At 72.3% G+C, this 19,503-nt stretch carries 19 protein-coding genes; 9 read left to right on the plus strand and 10 right to left on the minus strand.

Translation table 11 applies throughout. The annotated features are described in order from the left end of the window. Window positions 1-133: 133 nt before the first annotated feature. A complete protein-coding gene (locus AB0B48_RS12300; RefSeq protein ID WP_357199749.1) occupies window positions 134-3,553 on the minus strand; it encodes a S8 family serine peptidase in 3,420 nt (1,139 codons plus the stop codon). A 75-nt stretch (window positions 3,554-3,628) separates the two neighbouring features. On the opposite strand from AB0B48_RS12300, the gene AB0B48_RS12305 reads away from it, so the two are divergent. Then, window positions 3,629-4,186 carry a sugar O-acetyltransferase gene (locus AB0B48_RS12305; protein WP_357199751.1) on the plus strand — a complete coding sequence of 186 codons (558 nt, stop codon included), beginning with the start codon at window positions 3,629-3,631 and terminating at the stop codon, window positions 4,184-4,186. On the opposite strand, the gene AB0B48_RS12310 is transcribed toward AB0B48_RS12305, so the two are convergent. Genes AB0B48_RS12310 through fdxA form a run of 5 tightly spaced genes read right to left on the minus strand, consistent with a single transcriptional unit; the run spans window position 4,183 to window position 7,959 of the window. Further along, entirely contained in the window at window positions 4,183-4,830 is a 648-nt protein-coding gene (locus AB0B48_RS12310) for a nucleoside/nucleotide kinase family protein (protein WP_357199754.1), read from the minus strand. The genes AB0B48_RS12305 and AB0B48_RS12310 overlap by 4 nt on opposite strands. After that, complete coding sequence (locus AB0B48_RS12315) at window positions 4,830-5,480, minus strand: SIMPL domain-containing protein (RefSeq protein ID WP_357199758.1); 651 nt, start codon at window positions 5,478-5,480, stop codon at window positions 4,830-4,832. The genes AB0B48_RS12310 and AB0B48_RS12315 overlap by 1 nt, the downstream gene beginning before the upstream one ends. Window positions 5,481-5,490: 10 nt before the next feature. Then, the gene (locus tag AB0B48_RS12320; protein ID WP_357199761.1) at window positions 5,491-6,510 is read right to left on the minus strand and encodes a prephenate dehydrogenase/arogenate dehydrogenase family protein; all 1,020 of its coding nucleotides are present in this window, start codon (window positions 6,508-6,510) and stop codon (window positions 5,491-5,493) included. Between the two features lie 22 nt (window positions 6,511-6,532). Beyond that, window positions 6,533-7,636, minus strand: a complete 1,104-nt coding sequence (dapC, locus tag AB0B48_RS12325; RefSeq protein ID WP_357199830.1) for a succinyldiaminopimelate transaminase — start codon at window positions 7,634-7,636, stop codon at window positions 6,533-6,535. After that, complete coding sequence (gene fdxA / locus AB0B48_RS12330; RefSeq protein ID WP_030490464.1) at window positions 7,633-7,959, minus strand: ferredoxin; 327 nt, start codon at window positions 7,957-7,959, stop codon at window positions 7,633-7,635. Before fdxA ends, dapC begins: the two co-directional genes overlap by 4 nt. Window positions 7,960-8,038: 79 nt before the next feature. On the opposite strand from fdxA, the gene AB0B48_RS12335 reads away from it, so the two are divergent. Continuing rightward, a complete protein-coding gene (locus AB0B48_RS12335; RefSeq protein WP_357199764.1) occupies window positions 8,039-9,010 on the plus strand; it encodes a GNAT family N-acetyltransferase in 972 nt (323 codons plus the stop codon). 236 nt (window positions 9,011-9,246) lie between these two features. Here AB0B48_RS12335 and AB0B48_RS12340 read toward each other — a convergent pair whose 3' ends face one another. From AB0B48_RS12340 to mshB, 3 genes are all read right to left on the minus strand, one after another. Beyond that, the gene (locus tag AB0B48_RS12340) at window positions 9,247-9,711 is read right to left on the minus strand and encodes a hypothetical protein (RefSeq protein ID WP_357199767.1); all 465 of its coding nucleotides are present in this window, start codon (window positions 9,709-9,711) and stop codon (window positions 9,247-9,249) included. A gap of 114 nt (window positions 9,712-9,825) precedes the next feature. Further along, window positions 9,826-10,263: a hypothetical protein gene (locus tag AB0B48_RS12345; RefSeq protein ID WP_357199833.1), complete on the minus strand. Its 438-nt coding sequence runs from the start codon at window positions 10,261-10,263 to the stop codon at window positions 9,826-9,828. A 17-nt stretch (window positions 10,264-10,280) separates the two neighbouring features. After that, a complete protein-coding gene (gene mshB / locus AB0B48_RS12350) occupies window positions 10,281-11,207 on the minus strand; it encodes an N-acetyl-1-D-myo-inositol-2-amino-2-deoxy-alpha-D-glucopyranoside deacetylase (protein WP_357199770.1) in 927 nt (308 codons plus the stop codon). Window positions 11,208-11,293: 86 nt separating this feature from the next. Here mshB and AB0B48_RS12355 point away from each other — a divergent pair, with 86 nt between their 5' ends. Then, the gene (locus AB0B48_RS12355; protein ID WP_357199773.1) at window positions 11,294-13,438 is read left to right on the plus strand and encodes a prolyl oligopeptidase family serine peptidase; all 2,145 of its coding nucleotides are present in this window, start codon (window positions 11,294-11,296) and stop codon (window positions 13,436-13,438) included. Window positions 13,439-13,504: 66 nt separating this feature from the next. Next, window positions 13,505-13,708 carry a DUF1737 domain-containing protein gene (locus AB0B48_RS12360; protein WP_357199776.1) on the plus strand — a complete coding sequence of 68 codons (204 nt, stop codon included), beginning with the start codon at window positions 13,505-13,507 and terminating at the stop codon, window positions 13,706-13,708. A 203-nt stretch (window positions 13,709-13,911) separates the two neighbouring features. On the opposite strand, the gene AB0B48_RS12365 is transcribed toward AB0B48_RS12360, so the two are convergent. Then, window positions 13,912-14,310: a helix-turn-helix domain-containing protein gene (locus AB0B48_RS12365; RefSeq protein ID WP_357199779.1), complete on the minus strand. Its 399-nt coding sequence runs from the start codon at window positions 14,308-14,310 to the stop codon at window positions 13,912-13,914. Window positions 14,311-14,414: 104 nt separating this feature from the next. Here AB0B48_RS12365 and AB0B48_RS12370 point away from each other — a divergent pair, with 104 nt between their 5' ends. The 5 genes from AB0B48_RS12370 to AB0B48_RS12390 all read left to right on the plus strand — a co-directional run bounded on the left by AB0B48_RS12370 (window position 14,415) and on the right by AB0B48_RS12390 (window position 19,491). Then, the gene (locus AB0B48_RS12370) at window positions 14,415-15,317 is read left to right on the plus strand and encodes an NADP-dependent oxidoreductase (RefSeq protein WP_357199782.1); all 903 of its coding nucleotides are present in this window, start codon (window positions 14,415-14,417) and stop codon (window positions 15,315-15,317) included. Between the two features lie 244 nt (window positions 15,318-15,561). Next, complete coding sequence (locus tag AB0B48_RS12375) at window positions 15,562-16,299, plus strand: ABC transporter ATP-binding protein (protein ID WP_357199785.1); 738 nt, start codon at window positions 15,562-15,564, stop codon at window positions 16,297-16,299. Beyond that, the gene (locus tag AB0B48_RS12380; RefSeq protein ID WP_357199788.1) at window positions 16,296-17,636 is read left to right on the plus strand and encodes an FtsX-like permease family protein; all 1,341 of its coding nucleotides are present in this window, start codon (window positions 16,296-16,298) and stop codon (window positions 17,634-17,636) included. Before AB0B48_RS12375 ends, AB0B48_RS12380 begins: the two co-directional genes overlap by 4 nt. Next, a complete protein-coding gene (locus AB0B48_RS12385; RefSeq protein ID WP_357199791.1) occupies window positions 17,633-18,853 on the plus strand; it encodes a sensor domain-containing protein in 1,221 nt (406 codons plus the stop codon). Before AB0B48_RS12380 ends, AB0B48_RS12385 begins: the two co-directional genes overlap by 4 nt. After that, window positions 18,841-19,491 (plus strand): response regulator transcription factor, encoded by a 651-nt coding sequence (locus tag AB0B48_RS12390; protein WP_357199794.1) that lies wholly within the window; start codon window positions 18,841-18,843, stop codon window positions 19,489-19,491. Before AB0B48_RS12385 ends, AB0B48_RS12390 begins: the two co-directional genes overlap by 13 nt. Window positions 19,492-19,503 lie beyond the last annotated feature (12 nt).

A 19,503-nucleotide genomic window follows, 5' to 3' on the forward strand; every position in this document is an offset into this window, starting at 1 on the left:
ACAGCGCCAGCCACATTTGGGGCGCTGTACTGCCCCGGGGCCACACCCCCACCCCCCCGCCCCCCCCCCCCCCACCCCGGCCCGCCCCGGCGGGGCCGGCGGCGCCGGGCGCCCCCCCCGGACGGGGTACGCCTCAGCGCAGCCGGTACGCCTGGATGATCCGTTGGGTCACCGTGTTGCCGGCGGTGTCCCGGGCGGTGGCCCGCAGCGACACGTGGCCGGCGCCGGCCGGATGCCGCAACAGGGCCGACCAGCCCTCGGTCGAGGTGCGGACCAGCTTCGCCCTGCTCCAGGTCTTCCCGCCGTCGTAGGAGACGTCGACGGTGAGCTTCTCCACCCGGTTGGCCGCTGCGCCGGACTGCCGCTGCACCCGTACCGGCACGACGAAGCCCTGACCGGCCGGAGCACTGTTGTCGACCCGCAGCGGCGGCGCGAAGCGCACCGTCGACAGGGGTAGTCGGGCCGGCGTCTCACCGGCGACGTGCCTCGACCGGAAGGTCCAGCTGGATTCCACATCGGTGCTCAGGTCGGTGAAGCTCCGCTTCGCCGACGTGACGAGCCGGTAGTCCGCAGCACCCGGTGGCACTGTGAACTCCCCGTAGCCGGCGTACTCGCTCTCCCCGACCAGCTTGCCGTTGCGCCAGAGCTTGGTGTGCTCACTGTCGGTCAGCGAGGCGCCGGGGTGCCCGGCCGCGTCGCTGTACATCGGCACGTCGGCCAGGATGGTGTCGCCGACCCGGGAGACGCTCTGGTGCGGCCAGCGCGGTTTCGGGAAGGACGGTGAGTACGGCGCCTGGTTCCAGATCTCCTGGACCGTCCGGCCGGCCCGGTAGGCGGTGGGGACGGAGAAGAGCGCCGCGTTCGGGTTCAACCAGCCTTCCTCGTCCACCGTTCCGATGTAGATTTCGGATTCCCACTTCACGTTCCTGGTGTTGTAGTGCTCGACCCGCTGGCCGGGCACGACGGTGGGCAGGACCACAGCGGAATAGCCGACGTTGTACTCCAGCTCGGGGAACACGAGCCGCTCGGCCACCGTGCCCGGCTGGCCACCGCGGAACTGGTGCACGACGGTGGCCAGGTCCCGCCGGGTGTAGTCGCGGACGAACCCGGTGGGCATCCGGCCAGGGATCGCCTCGGCCAACGCGTACAGGTACGGGCTCTTGTCCGCCTCCGGCGTGGTCCAGCTGCTGCTGACGGTTGCGACGAACGTATCGGCGCTGACCGGCTTGCCGATCTGACCGCTGGTCAGGCCGGTGAACGTCTCCGCCCAGAGCCCGACCCCGTACCCACTGCCGTCGTCGGCGGTGAAGTTGCCGCTGAGGTCGATCAGTTGCGGGACGGCGGTCCGGTCCGGAACGGTCGTCCGCACCGGCCTGGCCCGACGGGCGTCCACGACGATCCGGGTGTCCCGCTCGACGGTCACCTCGGGCTGCATCAACAGGGACATCCCGCGCTGCTCGTCCTCCGGACCGGGCTCGAAGACGAGGCCACTCAGGCCGTAGTGCCCCTTGGGCACCCGCACGGTGGCCACCCCGTCGGAACTGACGACGTCCCAGAAGCCGAAGGTGTCCAATCCGACCAGTGACGTCCAGTGGTCCGCTGTGCGCGCTCCGGCGCGGTTCAGGTGCTCCACCGTGAGCGTGTAGCTCTCCACCTCCCGGTTCACGGCCAGCGGGGTGACAGCTACCGCAGCACCGGACCGGGCCACGATCCGCCCGGTCCAGTAGCCGTCGGCGTCGCCGACCCGGGTGTCAGTGGTGACGGTCGTGGCGGCCGTGCCACCTGCCGGCACTGTGAGTTGGTCGGCGCCCAACTGGAAGAGGCCGACCGGCAGCGCCCGACCGCCGGGGCCGGCGCCCTCGATGCTCAGGTCCACGGTGACCGGGGCCGGACCGTCGTTGCGCCAGGTCACCGTGCGGGTGATCGGAACGTCGTCAGTGTGCGGCCAGAGCGTGCGCCCGAACGAGACGCTCACCGGGTCGGAGGTGAGCTGCTGGGTGATGGCGTGTGCGACGTCGACCCGCCCGGCACCCTGCTGGTAGGCGGTCTGGTCCGGGTGCGGCTTGGCGGCTGCCATCAGGGTGGCCTTGAGCCGGTCAGCGCGCCATCCGGGGTGCTGCTGGGCCAGCAGCGCGGCCGACCCGGCCACGTGCGGGGTGGCCATCGAGGTGCCGGAAAGCGTGACGTAGCGGTCCCCCACCGGATCACCGATGACGCCGTTGGCGGACCGGGCGGCGACGATGTCGACGCCGGGCGCGGTGATGTCCGGCTTCAGCGCGTCGTCGCCGACTCGCGGGCCCCGGCTGGAAAAGTCGGCCAGTTCGTCGTCGCGGTCCACCGCGCCCACCGCGAGCCCGGCGTCGGCGCTGGCCGGGGAGCCGACCGAGCCGTCCGAGCCGTCGTTGCCGGCGGCGAGGACGAACAGCGTGCCGGTCTGCGCGGTCAGGGTCTGCACCGCCTCCTCCAGCGGGTCGACCTCCGGGGTGTCCCAGCCGCCGAGGCTCATGTTGATCACTGCGGCCTTCTTCTCGACCGCGGCCCACTGCATGCCGGCGAGGATCGCCGAGTCGGGGCAGCCGTTGTCCTCGCAGACCTTGCCGTCCAGCAGCGTCGCGTCCGGTGCCACGCCCCGGTACTTACCGTCGGAGGCCGCGCCGGAGCCCGCGATCGTCGAGGCCACGTGGGTGCCGTGGCCGACAGTGTCGCGAGCGTCGGTGGCCTCCGTGAAGTTGCGCGCCTCGGCCACCTTGCCGGCCAGGTCCGGGTGGGTCGCGTCGACGCCGGTGTCCAGCACCGCGACGGACACTCCGGCGCCGGTGAAGCCGGCCGCCCAGGCGGCGGGCGCGCCGATCTGCGGCACGCTGTGGTCGAGGCTCACCTGTCGACGCCCGTCCAGCCAGATCCGCTCGACGCCCCCCGCCGCGTCGAGCCGGGCCCCAGTTCGACCGGTGGCGAGAGTCGCCCACACCGCGCCGAGGGAGGACTTGTCGCTGTTCAGGGCGGCACCGCGGATCACCGGCAGGTCGCGGGTCAGCCGCGTGCCGGGCAGGGCGGCCGGGGCACGCCGGGCGGTCCCCGTCGAGCCGTACGACACCAGCAGCGGCAGGGTGCTGCGCCTGGTGTCGTCGTAACCCGCCTCGACCAGCCCGGTGATGTCGAAGAGTCGCCGGTCCACCCGGCCGGAGCGCAGCAACGGCAGCGCGTCCGTCGGCGTCACGGTGAGGCGTCCGCGCTCGCGCTGGACCAGGAACTGCACGTCCTCGCGGCCGGCGCCGCGCCGGACCGAGGCACCGGACGCGGTGACTGTGACGCGGTCACCGGTGATCAGCGTGACGGTGGTCGAGCGGTTGGCGATGGGTCCACCCGGAGTGGACTGTTTGTCGGTGCCGCCCGGTGGGGCGGGCGCGGCGGTCGTGGCCGAGGCGGGAGCCGGCGCGGAGAGCGCCAGCGCGAACACGAGGCCGAGAGCGGCCAATCTTCTTCCCTGGTGCAACGGATCCTCCTGGTCAAGCGTCTTGATGGATGGAGTCACATTGACAACCCAGAATTGCATACCGAGTATGCAAAAAGAAGGCCAGAAAGTGACGGACCCGCCACGAGCCGACGAACCGGCCGGCATGATCGGGCGGTGACCTCCATGAAGGACAGGATGCTCGCCGGCGAGCCATACATCGCCGACGATCCCGAAATCATCGCCGATCTGGACCGGGCCGCCCGGCTGATGGAGCGCTTCAACACCACTCCCGGGGCCGATCCGCAGGCGCGGATCGCGGCACTGCGTGAACTCCTCGGCGAACTCGGCGAGGACACCTGGATCCGCCCACCGTTCTACTGCGACTACGGCTGGCAGATCCGGATCGGCCCCCGCAGCTTCGTCAACTACAACGCGGTCTTCCTCGACGTCGCTCCGATCACCCTCGGCGCGGACGTCCAGGTCGGCCCCAACGTGCAGCTGCTCACCCCGACGCATCCGGTCGAGCCCGGCCCGCGACGGGACAAGTGGGAGGCGGCCAAGCCGATCACCATCGGCGACAACGTGTGGCTCGGCGGTGGCGCGATAGTCCTGGCCGGCGTGACGATCGGCGCGGACACCGTCGTCGGCGCGGGCGCGGTGGTCACCCGGGACCTGCCCGCCAACGTGGTGGCCGTCGGCAACCCGGCCCGGCCGGTCCGCGAACTCGGCTAGACGGTCGGTGGATCTGACAGGCGGACGACCAGGTCAGCCCGGTCGGCGGTGGGGGTGATCAAGGCGGCGTTCGACTCGTCGCTGCCCAGCGCCCACGCCCGCGCCTGCTCCGGAGACCGACCGAACGCCTCGTGCCGGGCGGTCAGCCGGCGGTGCCGCACCTCGGCGTCCAGGTCGAGAAACCATGCCTCGTGCAGCAGTGGTCGGATCTCCTGCCAGGGGAAATCCGGCAACAGCAGATAGTTGCCCTCGGTCACCACCAGCCGGACCGACGGCAGCACCTCGATCGCGCCGGCCACCGGCTCCTCCAGCTCCCGGCGGAACTCCGGCGCGTAGACCGACGTCGGCTCCAACCGGCGGAGCCGGCGCAGCAACGAGACGTACCCGTTGGCGTCGAAGGTGTCCACAGCGCCCTTGCGGTCGGCGCGGCCCAGGCGAACCAGTTGCGTCTGCGCCAGGTGGAAACCGTCCATCGGCACCAGGCAGGCTGCCGGCCCGATCTCGGCGACGATCCGTTCCGCCAGGGTGGACTTCCCGGCGCCCGGCGCGCCGGCGATGCCGAGCAGCTGTCGCGGGCCGGCCTCGGCGAGCGCCAACGCCCGCGCCACCAACTCGTCGGCGGACAGCACCCGGGCCGGCGGCATCAGCCCAGAACCGGGTCGCTGATGGTGAACCGCGCCTGCACCGCCGCCTGCACGGTCTGCGGCTGCGGATCCAGCTCAAGCTCCGGCGGACCACCGCCCGCGCCACCGCCTCGGGCGAAGGCCGCACTGGCGAACATTGGTCGGTCGCCGGGACCCGCGTCGGCCAGCTCGATCAACGAGGTGACCTGAGCGCCCAGCGCCTCCGCGTACTCTCGGGCCCGCAGCAGCGCGTCGCTGATCGCGGCGTGCCGGACCGCACGGTGAGCGGGGCTGTCCGGACGAAGCTCCCACCAGGGGCCGGCCACCTCGACCTGGTCCTGATCGGCGAGCCGGAGCATCAGCTCACCCAGGGCGGTGAAGTCGGTGACAGTGACGGTCGTGGTGACTCTGCCGTGCCAGGCGACCACCCGCTCGCCCGAGCGCCGGGTCTCCGGCCGCACCCGCAGGTCGCCGGTCTCCCGCCGCGCCACCGCCGGCCCGGAGCCGTCCAACAGCACCCGAACGGCGGCGGCCCGCTCCGCCAACCGGGTGAGCGTCGCCTCCCGGTCCCGGTCACGCGCCGTCGCGGTGACCGCGAACCGGGCCAGCTCGGGCGGCACCTCCCGGTACGCCTCGCCGCGCACCTGCACCACCGGACCGTCCGTCGCCATGCCCCTCAGCCTAGTCAGCGACGGGGCGCCGCGCCGCGTAGGAGACGGTGTCCGCGTCGACGTGCAGGCCGGCCAGGTAGCCGCCGGCCACCCCCAGCTCGCGCAACCAGGACACCTCTGCGGCGTGGTCACCACCGGCCGGGAACTGTCTGTCGTCCACGTCGAACCGCCTGTCGCGCAGCGCCACCCGGGAGGCCCGCGCCTCGTCGTAGCGTGCGGTCAGCGCCGGGGCGTCATCGGCGCGCAGCGCGGTGGTCAGGTCGTCCAGGAACGCGGTGACCTCGGCCAGCTCACGCAGCACCCGGTCCCGGTTGCCGAGCAGCATGTTGGCGGTCCGATCGGCCGGGGTTCCGGCGACCCGGGTGCCGTCGGAGAAGCTGCCGGCGGCGAGCGCGAGGATCGCGTCGCGCAGCGGCGCGCGTTGCACGGCGCCGGCCAGCGCGCCGGCGAGCAGGTGCGGCACGTGTGACGCGAGCGCGGCGGCCGAGTCGTGCTCCGTGGCGGACATCGGCACCACCCGGGCCTCGAAGACCTCCACCAGCAGCTCGGCCAGCCAACGGAACGCGGTGGTGGCCGGGCCGGGCGCCGGACAGAGCACCCAGGCCGCGCCGGTGAGCAGGTCCGGGCGCGCGGCCGTCAAGCCCGCCCGGTCGGTGCCCGCCATCGGGTGGCCGGGCACGAACCGGTGCGTCAGCCCGTGCGCGGCGGCGAACGCCGCCACCTGTTCCTTGGTGCTACCGACGTCGGTGAGCACACAACGCTCACCGGTCATCGCCGCCACGTCGACCAGCGTCGCCGGCAGGGTGGGCAACGGTCCGCACAGGAAGACCACGTCCCGGTCGGTCACCGCCTCGACCAGGCGGTCCGGCGCGGGTACGCCCACCCGACGGGTCTCCCGCCGGGTGGCCTCGTCCGGGTCCCACCCGACCACGTCGATGCCGGCGGCGACCATCCGGAGCAGCACCGAGCCACCGATCAGGCCGGTGCCGACGACCGCCGCCCGTACCCGCGCACCCGGCCTGTCCGTCATGCTCGACCGCCCGGCGCCGCGATCAGGCGAGGCGCGCCGCGACGCCGGCGATGTGCTCGTCGGACTCGGTCAGCGCGACCCGGACATGCTGCCCGGCCGTCGGGCCGTAGAAGGCGCCGGCGGCGACCAGGATGCCGCGTCGCGCCAGCCAGTCGACCGTCTGCCAGCAGTCCTCACCCCTGGTCAGCCAGAGGTAGAGGCCCGCCTCGGAGTGCTCGACGGTGAACCCGGCACCGGTGAACGCCGCGGCGAGCACCTCCCGGCGGGCCCGGTAACGCTCCCGCTGCTCCTCGGCGTGTCGCTCGTCCTCCAGCGCGGCGACCATGGCCGCCTGCACCGGCGCGGGCACGATCATGCCGGCGTGCTTGCGGACCTTGAGCAGCTCGGCGACGAGCGCCGGGTCGCCGGCCACGAAGCCGGCCCGGTAGCCGGCGAGGTTGGACCGCTTGGAGAGCGAGTGCACGGCCAGCACCCCGGCGTAGCTGCCCCCGCTGACCTGCGGAGACAACACCGAGACCGGGTCGGCCGACCAGCCCAGGGGCAGGTAGCACTCGTCGCTCGCGACCACCGCGCCACGTTCGCGGGCCCAGTCGACCACTTTGCGCAGGTGCGCCGCGGGCAGCACCCGGCCGGTCGGGTTGCCGGGCGAGTTGACCCAGACCAGGCGAACCCGCGAGGTCGGCCCGACCGCCGTGAGCGAGTCGGCACGAACGACTGTGGCACCGGCCAGCCGGGCGCCATCCTCGTAGGTGGGGTACGCGACCGACGGCACCACCACCACGTCACCCGGGCCGATGCCAAGCAGCGTGGGCAGCCAGGCCACCAGCTCCTTCGAGCCGATGGTCGGCAGCACACCGAGACCGTCGACGCCGGCGCCACAGGCCCGGGACACCCACGCCGCGATGGCGGCCCGCAACGCCGGAGTGCCGGCGGTCAGCGGGTAACCGGGAGCGTCGGACGCGTCAGCCAACGCCCGCCGGATCACCTCGGGCACCGGGTCGACCGGCGTACCCATGGAGAGGTTGATCAGGCCCTCCGGATGCGCCGCGGCCAACGTGGCCGCGGCGTCCAGGGTGTCCCAGGTGAACTCGGGCAGCCGCGACGAGACCGGCGCGGGCCGGTTCAGTGGCCCTCGCCGCGCGGCGGCTGCGCGGCGACGAAGGTGGCGTCCTTCTCCACCTTGCCGACCTTCGAGGCGCCACCGGGCGAGCCCAGGTCCTCGAAGAACTCGTAGTTCGCGCCGGTGTAGTCCTTCCACTGCTCCGGGACGTCGTCCTCGTAGAAGATCGCCTCTACAGGGCAGACGGGCTCACAGGCACCACAGTCGACGCACTCGTCGGGGTGGATGTAGAGCATCCGATTGCCCTCGTAAATGCAGTCGACCGGGCACTCCTCGATGCATGCCTTGTCGAGCACATCTACGCACGGCTCGGCGATGATGTAGGTCACCGGTCTTCTCCTCCGCAAGACTCGCCGCGATCTCCCGCGACGGTAAGAGCCTAGTATCTCGCCGGGGAGGGGGTCGATCGTGCTCCGACAGCAGGATGTGGGACACCGAATCGTGGTCCGCCGGATTGTGGGGATTCGCGAGGGCCGCCCGCTATTTTCCGATGCCCTCGGCGAGCTGGTCGAGCTGAGCGAGACTCATCTCACGCTGGCCACCGCGCAGGGGCCGCTTCGGGTCCCGGTGGCGCAGGTCCACCGCGCCAAGCGCGTTCCGCCGACCCGTCGGCCGACCGCTGCGGCCGTCGTGGCCCTGGAGCGGGCCGCCGACGAGGCCTGGCCCGCACCAACGCGGGGCCGACTGGGTGACTGGCTGCTCCGGTCGGCCGAGGGCTGGACCGGGCGCGCCAACTCGGCGCTGCCGATCGGCGACCCGGACCGACCACTGGCCGCCGCGGTCGACGCGGTGGAGCGCTGGTACGCCGAGCGAGGGCAACCCGCCTTGATCAACACGCCGCTGCCCCTCGCCGCTCCGGTCGGTGCCGAACTGGACGACCGCGGCTGGGGCACCCGCCCGCCGACGCTGGTGCAGACCGCGCCGCTGCCCCTGCCGGCGTCGACGCCCGCCAGCGGCCAGGCCGACGGGTGGGGCAGTGCGGTCGTCGAGCTGGCCACCGAGCCCAGCGACGAATGGCTGGCCATCGCCGCCGGCCGCAAGGGCGGCCTGCCGGACGCCGCCCGACACGTCCTCACCGCCGTGGGCCAGGTCCGCTTCGCCCACGTGTACGCCGACAACGCCCTGGTGGCCGTCGGCCGCGGCACCGTGACCGGCCAGGGGCGCTGGTTGGGCCTCAGCCTGATCGAGGTGGTACCGGCGGCCCGCCGTCAGGGATTGGCCCGCCGCGTGATCCACGAGCTGGCCAACTGGGGCGTGTCAGCTGGCGCGACGCACGCGTTCCTCCAGGTCGAGCAGCGCAACGCGGCGGCGGTCGCGCTCTACCAGCGGCTCGGCTTCGTCACCCACCACACCTACCTGACCCGGGTCGCCCCGAACTGACTCGCGAGGCGCGCGTCGAGCGCCGCCGGGCCCGGCGGCGGCCCGGCACGGCGGCGGCCCGGCACGGCGGCGGCCCGGCACGGCGGCGGCCCGGCGCTTGATCCACTCGGCTTTCAGGAAGTCGCGGCATCCGGACGCCCGGAACCCCCCGACTTCAAGGAAGCCGAGTCGATCAAGCTGCGTTCGGGCGGCCCAGACGGGCGGCCGCAACGTCGGGACGGCCGAGCCGGGCGGTGTCAGCGGCGGACGACCCGGCGGGGCTTCGCGGCCTTGACCTCGGCGTACCGCTTGAGCTGCTGAGAGCGGTAGTCACGGCCGAGCGCGGTGAGCACCAGATAGCCGATCAGCAACCCGGCGCCGCTGGCGAGCAGGTAGAGCCAGATCTGCGCGAAGAACGTCGCCGCGCCGCCGGCGAACGGGTCGTGACCGACCAGCAGGGGCCCGACCAGCACAGTCAGCAGCAACGCCACCGGCACCACGAGGGCCATGTCGGCAGCCCAGCCCGCCAGCGGTCGGCGACGACCCCAACGGAAGGCGACCACGGCGAGGATCAGGCCGATCACCGTGAACATCGCCAGCGACACCCGGTCGGCGGCGGTGTCGTCACCGTCGAAGCCGAGCCGGATGATCAATCGGGCGACCACGTTGACCGCGAACAGCGCTGCAACGAGCACCCCGAGGTCACGCCACCGCTTGTTCATCGCCGGACCCTCCTGCCGTACGCCCCGTCGCGGGGTTCGCATCCCTGGCAGGAATATCTACCACCCTTACCTGGGAGCCGTCATCACCCGACAGCAGCCGAAACCAGCCCGGCGTCAGCCGCCCAGCATGGTCGGCTGTGGGGCGAGGATCTGCCGGAAGCCCATCACCGCGAAGGTCATCGCGCCGGCCACGATCATGGCCAGCCCGACCCAGTTGTCGCCGGCCAGCAACAGGTCGCCCTCGTTGGTTCGGATGGCGGCGACCGCCATCAGCGCGAACCACGGCACCGCCGGCAGCGCCACCGCCCAGCGACGGCCGACCGCCTCGTACGCGAACCAACTCAGCAGGATGTTGGCGCCGATGGCGAGGAGCACCGACACGCCGACCAGTTGCCCGCCGACGCGGAGCGTGGCGAGCAGCAGCTCCAGTACGCCGGTCAGCACACCGGCGATGACCACGACGATCCCACCGACCACCCGGACGCCCAGGTCCAGCAGGCGCGGCGGTGGCCCCGCCGGGGGCGGGGCTTCCTGGTCCTCCACGACCGTCATCGGTGCGGCCGGCAGGGTCACCGGGAAACCGCCGCCGCGACCGGGGACCGGTCCGGGGCGGTTCCCGCGGGCAGGCCGGCGAAGAGGTCGTCCTCCCAGCCGTACGGCCCGGCGCCGGGGCCCTTCTCACCCAACGCGAGGGTGAAGAACTCCACGCCCATGAACTCGCCACCGAAGTTGCCGGCGATCGAGTAGAGCCACGAGTTGGCCGGGATCTGGGTGGCGTGCGCCCGCATCGCGGCCTCCTTGGCCGTGTGCTGGTCGGTGCCGTCGATACGGGCGCCGATCTGGGCGTCCGGGGTGCCGAAGGGCAGGTCGGCGATGTCCTCGATGCCGCCGAACGGGTTGTCGGACGACTCGGCGAAATGCGTCATGCCGGCCTCCAGGACGCTGAGCGGCAGGGCCGTCCAGTAGACCTTGAGCGGGGCGCAGCCCTCCTCCGCGGCCAGCTCGACGGCGCGCATGGCCACCCGGTGCGCCTGGATGTGGTCGGGGTGGCCGTAGAAGCCGTTCGGGTCGTACGTGACGAGCACCTGCGGGCGTACCTCTCGCAGGATCTCCACGAGGTGCCCGGCGGCCTCGTCGAGGTCGGCCTGCCAGAACGCCCGGGGGTGCTCGTTCGTCGCGAGCCCCATCATCCCGGAGTCACGGTAGCGGCCGGCGCCGCCGAGGAAACGGTGGTCGCTGACGCCGAGCGCGGCGCACGCGGCGGCCAGCTCGGCCACCCGGTACCCGCCGAGCTGGTCGGCCTCGGCGGCGGCGAGCTGCGCCAGCGCTGGCACGTGGATCTCGCCCTCCTCGCCGAGCGTGCAGGTCACCAGCGTGACGTGCGCGCCGTCGGCGGCGTAGTGGGCCATCGTCGAGCCGGTGCCGATCGACTCGTCGTCGGGGTGCGCGTGGACCAGCAGCAGGCGGCGGTCGGGCAGCATCGTCACGACGGTCACTCTAACTGGCGGTTCGGCCCAGCCAACGCTGACGCGTCCGCCCAGGTCGGCCACATCACCCCCGCTCCGGCTCTACGATTTGGCGTGTGGACTTTCCGGAGCTGGCCGCCCGCACCCGCCGGTTCAGCCACGGCGCGCCACGCGCTGTCTCGGTGGCTGAGGACGGCTCCCGGGTGATCTTCCTGCGTTCCGCCGGCCCCGAGGATCCGGCGGACGCACTCTGGCTGTTGGACGTGGGCACCGGCGAGGAGCGGCTGGTCGCCGACCCGGCGACCCTGCTGGGCGAGGGCGGGGACGTCCGCTCCCTCTCCCCCGGCGAACGCGCGCTCCGCGAGCGGCTGCGGCTCAGCGCCGCCGGCATCGGCTCGTACGCGTTGGACGCGGCCGGCCGGGTTGCGGTGTTCGCGCTGGCCGGGCGGTTGTTCCGGGCCGATCTGGTGCACGGCGACGTGGTGGAGGTGGTGACCGCCGGCCCGGTGCTGGACCCACGTCCGGACCCGAGCGGGCAGCGGTTGGCATACGTGACGGACGCCGCCGAAGGGGTGCGTCGGGGTGAACTGCGGGTGATCGACCCCGACGGCACCGACACCCTGCTGGCCGGCGAGGACGCCGGGGTGAGCTGGGGGTTGGCCGAGCACATCGCGGCGGAGGAGTTCGGCCGGTTCCGGGGGTACTGGTGGTCGCCGGACAGCCGTTCGGTGCTCGCCGCCCGGGTCGACGAGTCCCGCCTGGAGCGGTGGCACCTGCACGACCCGGCCGAGCCGGCGAGCCCGCCGACCGCCATCGCGTACCCCCGGGCCGGTGGGCCGAACGCGGAGGTCAGCCTGCACCTGCTGGACCTGGACGACGGCTGGGTCGACGTGCACTGGGACCGGGAGACCTACCCATACCTGACCGGGGTGAGCTGGGGCGAGGGCACTCCGTTGATCACCGTGCTGCGCCGTTCGCAGCAGCACGGGCTGGTGCTGGCGGTCGACCCGCGCACCGGTGAGACGCAGGTGCACGCCGAGCTGGCCGATCCTCGCTGGGTCGAACCGATCGCCGGCACCCCCGCGCACCTGCCGGATGGCCGCGTACTGGTCGGTGGGGAACTTGCCCACGACGGGTACGACGCCCGATGCCTGTTCGCGGACGGCACCCTGCTCACCCCGCCGTCGCTGTACGTACGACGGGTGGTGGGTCGGCTGCCGGCCGCCACCGGCCCGGCCGACCTGCTCGTGGAGGCGAGCGACGGCGAGCCGAGCGAGCGGCACCTGTTCCGGGTCCGCACCACCATCGGCGGTGGCGTGGACGCGCGTCGGCTCACCACCGACTCCGGCTGGTACACCGCCGCTGTGGGCGGGGACGTGCTGGCCGTCGGGGTCACGTCGCTGGATCACGCAGGGGTGCGCTGGACGGTGCGTCGCGGCGATCAGGAAATCGCCGAGTTGCGCTCGTTCGCCGCCGCCCCGCCGTATTCGCCGCTGCCGCTGCTCGAACGGGTGACCGACCGGCGGCTGCCGGCGGCGGTGCTCTACCCGGACAACCACGTGACGGGCCGGCGGCTGCCGGTGCTGTTGGACATCTACGGCGGCCCGGGGCACCAGGAGGTCGTGGCGGCGCGGGCCGCGTGGTTGGAGCGGCAGTGGTGGGCCGACGCCGGGTTCGCGGTGGTCACCATCGACAACCGGGGTACGCCGGGCGTCGCGCCGTCGTTCGAGAAGGCGATCCACCGGCGGGTCGCCGACGTGATCCTGACCGACCAGATCGACGCGCTGACCGCGCTCGCCGGCAAGCACCCGGACCTGGACCTGGGACGGGTGGGGGTGCGCGGTTGGTCGTTCGGCGGGTGGCTGGCCGGCTTGGCGGTGCTGCGGCACCCGGAGCTGTTCCGGTGCGGGATCGCGGGGGCCCCGGTGACCGACTGGGCGCTGTACGACACCGCGTACACCGAGCGTTATCTGGGGTTGCCGGAAGACGGCCAGGACATCTACGCGCACCATTCGCTGGTCGAGTTGGCCGCCGAGCCGGTCACCAGCCCGGAGCAGGCCCGCCCGTTGCTGCTGGTGCACGGCATGGCCGACGACAACGTGGTGGCCGCGCACACCCTCCGACTCTCGGCCGCCCTGTTGAGCACCGGCCGACCGCACGCCGTGCTGCCGCTGACCGGGGCTACGCACATGGCCGCGAACGGCACCGCCGAGCGGCTACTCCCCCTGGAGCTGGAGTTCCTCCGCACCCACCTGCTGTGAGCAGCGTTCTGTCACGGGATGCTGCCCGGGACGGCGCTCCGGCGTCCGGACGGTGACAATGCAGCGGTGTCGGATCACACGAAGCCGCTCGGCTACCGTCTCATCACCGGGCCCGATGATGCCGAGTTCTGCGCCCGCGTCAGCGCGCTTCTCGACAAGGGCTATCAGCTGTACGGGTCACCGGCGCTGACCTTCGACGGCGAACGCGTCATCGCCGCGCAGGCGTTGGTGCTGTCCCGCCCTGTCGACTCCGGGGCAAGCGCCGGGTAGAGACGACCCCACCGGACCGATGTCAGGCGACGCCGTGGGCATGGGCGTGAATCTTGGACAGTTTCCGTCATTATGGAACGGAAACTGTCCAAGATCTCTTGTTCGCACAGCGGCAAAGCCGGCGGTGATCTTGGCGGTCCGCACCAGGCAGCTCCGGGCGGAAACATCGCGGCGGTTTCGGACGCAATCGGCGTCGCGGGATCTCAGGGGCGTGCGTCGTATCGGGTCCGGGCTTCGAAGACGCGGTCCATGTGCGACTCGGCCCAGTCCTTGATCGCGATCATGACCGGGAACAGTTCGTGGCCGAGCGGGGTGAGCTCGTAGTCGACACGGACCGGCACCGAGGCGGTGACGGTGCGGGTGACCAGTCCGTCGCGCTCCAGGGTGCGCAGGGTCTGGGTGAGCATCTTCTGGCTGACGCCGGCGATGCGCTGAGCGAGCTCGCCGTGCCGCTGCGGGCCGTTGACGAGCGCTGGGATCACCAGGGCGACCCACTTGTCGGTGAGTCTGCTCAGCAGCTCACGGGTCGGGCACTGGTCAAGGAACGCGTCGTAGTCACGTTTCGCCTGTTCACGGCGTTTCGCTGCGGTCGACGTCGCCATCTTTCCTCCTTTGGTGCCCTAGGCACTTTAAGGTACCTACTTTCTCACAGTGCCGATGCTTCGTACGGTCGTGGTGAGAACGAAGTCCCACGAAGGAGACGGCGATGCGCGCAGTCAGCTATGCACAGTTCGGAGGACCGGAGGTCCTGCACGTGGCCGAGATGCCGGTGCCCGAGCCCGCGCCGGGGCAGGTACGGGTGCGGGTCGCGGCGTCGGTCGTCCATCCGGTCGATCTGATGGTCCGCTCCGGTCGGTTTCCGGCCCCGTTGCCGACCGGCCTGCCGTACACGCCCGGTTGGGACGTTGCCGGCAGCGTCGACGCGGTCGGCCCATCGGTCGACGAGTACGCGATCGGCGACGAGGTCATCGGCTTCTCGCCATGGCTGCAAACCACTGCCGGCGCCCACGCTGAATACGTGGTCCTCGACGCCGCCTGGCTGACCTCCGCGCCCGCCGGTGTCCCCGCCACCGAGGCGGCGACCCTGCCGACCAATGGCCTCGCCGCCGCCCAGGCACTCGACCTGCTCGCGCTCCCCACGGGTTCAACAGTGCTCGTCACCGGCGCCGCCGGACAGGTCGGTGGGTTCGTTCTGGCGCTCGCCCGGTCGACCGGTCTGCACGCCACAGGACTCGCCGGGGCGAACGACCGCGAGTTCGTCGAGTCGCTGGGTGCGGCGTTCCTGTCCCGCACCGACGACCCGACGGGCACGTTCGACGCGGTCATCGACCTGGCGGTGATCGGCTCCTCGCTGCTGGACCTCGTTCGGGACGGCGGCGGCTACGTGGCCGCGTCACCCCCGCTCCGCCCGGAGCCGGTACGCGGAATCCGGACCTTCGCGCTGGAGGTGCTACCGGACGGAACCCGGCTCGGCGAACTGGTCAAACTCGTCATCAGCGGCGACATCCCGCTCCGGGTCGCTGACGTGTACCCCTTCGCCGACGCGGCGAGCGCCCACGAGCGGCTGGCCCAGGGCGGCGTGCGCGGCGGCGTGGTGATCGTCCCCTGATCCGGGCGAAAGCTCGGCTGTCACGCCCGAGGACCCAGCGGGGATCGCCGGTGTGCAGCGCTGCGGTGAACTGGTCCTTCTCCGCTGCGGTTAGTACCGCCGTGGACCGCTCGGCAGCGGCGAAGTCCAGGCGGTCGGGCGCGAACACCAGGTAGGCCTCTCACAAGGTGGTGCGGATAACCGCACCCGTACCGTTCGGGCCACCCGGATGTCCCTGCCGCCGCCGGCGCCGAGGCTGGAGCGCATGGACAACGTGGTGGAACTTGACGGGGTGACCCGCATCTACGGCTCGCGCCGCCGGCCGGTCGCCGCTCTTCGCAGCGCCTCACTCGCGGTGGCGGCCGGCACGTTCGTGGCGGTGATGGGCGCGACCGGGTCGGGCAAGAGCACCCTGCTTCAGTGCGCGGCCGGGCTGGACCGGCCGACGTCGGGGCGGGTCCGGCTGGTCGGCCGCGACGTCACTCGGATGCGCGAAGGTGCGCTGACCCGGCTGCGGCGCGACCGGGTGGGTTTCGTGTTCCAGTCTTACAACTTGCTGTCGGAACTGACGGTGCGGCAGAACGTGCTGCTGCCCCGTCGACTGGGTGGTCCGCGCCCGCGCCCGCTCGACGAGGTGCTGGCCGAGGTCGGGCTGTCCGGGCTGGCTGGCAGGTCGGTTGGTGAGTTGTCCGGTGGCCAGCGTCAGCGGGTCGCCATTGCCCGTGCGTTGGCTGGCCGTCCCGCCGTGGTCTTCGCTGATGAGCCAACCGGGGCGTTGGACCCGACCACCGGTGCGCAGGTTCTGCAGTTGTTTCGGAGCGGGGTGGACCGCTCCCGGGTGACGGTGGTGATGGTCACCCACGACCCGATGGCTGCGGCCTGGAGCGACCGGCTCATCCTGCTGCGCGACGGTGAGGTGGTGGCGGACGGCCCGACGCCCGATCCGACAACCATCACGGAGCGGTTGGCCCGCACGGTGACTGACCCGGCGGTGGCCCGGTGAACGCGGGGCTGACCAGGCAGGCGCTGCGCAAGCAGCCGTGGGCATTCGCTGGCCCGTTCATCACGCAGTGCCTGGCCGCCGCGCTGGCGTCCGGAGCGCTCGGCGCCACCTCCTCGCTGTCCGGCGCGCGGTTGGACCCGGCCGCCCGCCAGGCGTTGACGGAGAGCAGCATCCCCGAGATGGCCACGCTTTTCGTGGTGATGTCGGTGTACCTGACCGCATTGATCGTTGGGCTGACCATGACGTCGTCGATCGCCCGGCAGGGCCGGGACATCGCGCTGGTGCGGGCGGTCGGTGCCACTCCCGGGCGGGTGCGCCGCGCGGTGGCGGCCCAGGCCGCTGCGGTGGCGGTGCCGGCGGTCCTGCTCGGGGTGCCACTCGGTGCCCTACTCGCCCGCGCCTGGTTGGCGGGGCTCACCGGGCACGGGGTGATCCCACAGGGCGTGACGTTCCACAGTTCGACCGCGGCGCTGCCCGCCGCGTTGGGCATCACCGTCGGGGCGTCGATGCTCGGTGCGCTGGTCGCCGCGATTCGTCCCGCACGGGTACGCCCCGCCGCCGCGCTGACCGAGACGGCCGTTCCGCGGCGGCAGCTCAGCTTTGTGCGTACCGCGATCGGGGTGGTACTCGTGGCTGGCGGCGTACTGCTGTCGATCCAGATCGCGAACGGCGACCCGGCGAAGGCCGGCGAGTCGAGCTTCCTCACGATGCTGGCCTTGTGCGTCGGGGCCGGTTTCCTCGGTCCGGTCCTGCTGCGGATGGCCGCCCCGCTGGCGCGATTGTTCGGGGGCACCGGGGCGCTGGCTGCGGACAACCTCGCGGTGCGGTCCAAGGCGCTGTCCGGCGCGCTGGTACCACTGGTGCTCGCCATCGCGTTCGCCATGGTGAAGGTGCTCACGCACACCACGTCCGAACATGTGAACGCCGCCCCCGAATCGGCGGCACGAGTGTGGACGGAGTACTCCGGGACTGCCGTCTATGTGGCCTTCGCCGCGGTCGCAGCGGTGAACACGTTGGTGACCGTGCTGCTGGCCCGGCGCCGGGAGCTTGCGGTGACCCGGCTGGTCGGCGCGAGCAGGATGAGGGTGCTGGCCGTGGTCGTCTGCGAAGCCCTGATGGTGACCCTGACCGCTCTGGCGATGGGTACGGTGGTCGCGATGGTCACCCTGGTGCCGATGCTGCACGGCATGCTGGGCACGTGGATGCCGTACCTGCCGAGCGGGCAGCTGACCGTCGGCCTGGCCGCGGTGATCGGTCTGGTCCTGCTGGGCACCGTGGTGCCGGCGCTGGTCGCGATGCGCCGCCCGGCGGTGGAGTCGCTGGCGGTCGACGCGTGAGATCGGTCGTCGCCACGGTCCTGCGCGCGCCGGTGGCCGGCCGTACCTGGCGTGAGGTCGGATACGCGGTCACCGGCGCCGTACTGGCCGTGCCGACGTTCGCGCTGGCACTGCTGGGGTTGGTGTTCTCCGCGCTGTCGCTGCTGACGATCGGGCTACCGCTGCTGACCGGTGTGCTGGTGCTGGTCCGGCTGACAGTGCGGTACTTCCGTGGACCGGCCCAGCTCTTCCTCGGCTGGAGTTGGCCGAACCCGCCACCGCTGCGACGCCGCGGGTCGGGCCCGGTGCGCTGGGCGGCTGCGGTGCTGACAGACGCCAGCGGTTGGAGGGCCCTCGGGTACTGCTTAGCCCGGCTGCCGCTGATGACCGCGGCCACCTACCTCGGCGGGGTCCTCATCGTGGGAGGGCTGCTGGGGCTCGCGTACCCCGTGTGGATGCACCGGTTCCCGCAGGATCCGCCGTGGGGCGGCACCTGGGGTCTGGCCGCACAGGGGTTGGCCGCGCTGCTGGCGTTTCCGTGGTATTTCCGGCTCATCGTGTGGTTGGACCGGCGGTTGGTGGGGGCGCTGCTGGAGCCGGGCCCGGAGCGAGCCCGGATAGCTGCGCTGGAGGCCAGCCGGGCCGCGTTGCGGGCGGATGCGGCCGCACTCCTGCGGCGGGTGGAGCGGGACCTGCACGACGGAACGCAGGCCCGGCTGGTCGCGTTGGGCGTCGCGCTGTCGCGCATCGAGCGGCGAGTCGGCGAGCCGGAGCTGCGGGCGATGGTGACGCAGGCCCAGGGCGCGGTGGTGGAGGCACTGACCGAGCTGCGGGACATCGTGCGGGGCATTCACCCGCCCGCGTTGGATTCCGGCCTGAGCACCGCGATCGAGACCCTGGCCGCACGCAGCGCGGTGCCCGTCGACGTGCACGTGGACCTGCCCCAGCGACCAACACCCGAAATGGAGTCGGCGCTCTATTTCAGCGCCGCGGAACTGCTCACCAACGTGGCGAAGCACGCCGCTGCCAGCCGGATCCGGCTGGACCTTCGCGCCCTGGACGGCACGCTGCGCCTGACCGTCACCGACGACGGGCGCGGCGGGGCAAGGCCTGGAAGCAAGGGTACGGGTCTGGCAGGGCTGGTCCGGCGGGCCGAGTCGCTGGACGGTGCGCTGCGGGTGGACAGCCCGCCCGGCGGACCGACGACCATCACAGTGGAGCTGCCATGCGAGTTGTGATCGCTGAGGACAACCCGTTGCTGCGCGACGGGATCAGGTTGCTGCTGACCGATCACGAAATCACCGTCGTGTCGACTGTCGACAACGGCGACGACCTGCTGGCGGCGGTCGGCGAGCACCGGCCGGAGACGGCGGTGGTCGACGTGCGGATGCCGCCGACCTTCACCGATGAAGGCTTGCGGGCGGCGCTGGCGATCCGGGCGGCGTACCCGGAGACCGGTGTGCTGGTCTTCTCCCAGTGGGTGGAGACCCGGTACGCGCGGCAACTGATCGCCGAGCACCCCGGGCGGGTCGGATACCTGTTGAAGGACCGCATCGTCAGCACCGACGACTTCATCGACGCGCTGCGAAGGGTGGCCGCCGGCGGGACAGCGCTGGACCCGGAGGTGGTGCGGCAGTTGCTGGCGGCGCCGGCGGTGGACGCGGGCGTCGCCCGCCTCAGCGAGCGGGAACGAGAGGTTCTGGGGATGCTGGCCGAGGGCAGGTCCAACGCTGCCATCTGCGAGGCGCTCCACCTCGCCCCACGCAGCGTGGAGAAGCACGTGACAGCCATCTTCACCAAGCTGGACCTGCCCCAGGCGCGGACCGACCACCGACGAGTGCTCGCCGTGCTGCGCTACCTGAACGCGGGGCGCTGAGCCGGTGGGACG

Source organism: Micromonospora sp. NPDC049089 (assembly GCF_040648775.1).
Lineage (GTDB): Bacteria > Actinomycetota > Actinomycetes > Mycobacteriales > Micromonosporaceae > Micromonospora.

Bases quoted from the DNA above. Each gene is read 5' to 3' on its own strand.
- AB0B48_RS12300 (WP_357199749.1), bottom strand. From the start codon at position 3,553: ATGCAATTCTGGGTTGTCAATGTGACTCCATCCATCAAGACGCTTGAC.
- AB0B48_RS12310 (WP_357199754.1), bottom strand. From the start codon at position 4,830: ATGCCGCCGGCCCGGGTGCTGTCCGCCGACGAGTTGGTGGCGCGGGCG.
- AB0B48_RS12315 (WP_357199758.1), bottom strand. From the start codon at position 5,480: ATGGCGACGGACGGTCCGGTGGTGCAGGTGCGCGGCGAGGCGTACCGG.
- AB0B48_RS12320 (WP_357199761.1), bottom strand. From the start codon at position 6,510: ATGACGGACAGGCCGGGTGCGCGGGTACGGGCGGCGGTCGTCGGCACC.
- AB0B48_RS12340 (WP_357199767.1), bottom strand. From the start codon at position 9,711: ATGAACAAGCGGTGGCGTGACCTCGGGGTGCTCGTTGCAGCGCTGTTC.
- AB0B48_RS12345 (WP_357199833.1), bottom strand. From the start codon at position 10,263: ATGACGGTCGTGGAGGACCAGGAAGCCCCGCCCCCGGCGGGGCCACCG.
- AB0B48_RS12365 (WP_357199779.1), bottom strand. From the start codon at position 14,310: ATGGCGACGTCGACCGCAGCGAAACGCCGTGAACAGGCGAAACGTGAC.
- AB0B48_RS12370 (WP_357199782.1), top strand. From the start codon at position 14,415: ATGCGCGCAGTCAGCTATGCACAGTTCGGAGGACCGGAGGTCCTGCAC.
- AB0B48_RS12375 (WP_357199785.1), top strand. From the start codon at position 15,562: ATGGACAACGTGGTGGAACTTGACGGGGTGACCCGCATCTACGGCTCG.
- AB0B48_RS12390 (WP_357199794.1), top strand. From the start codon at position 18,841: ATGCGAGTTGTGATCGCTGAGGACAACCCGTTGCTGCGCGACGGGATC.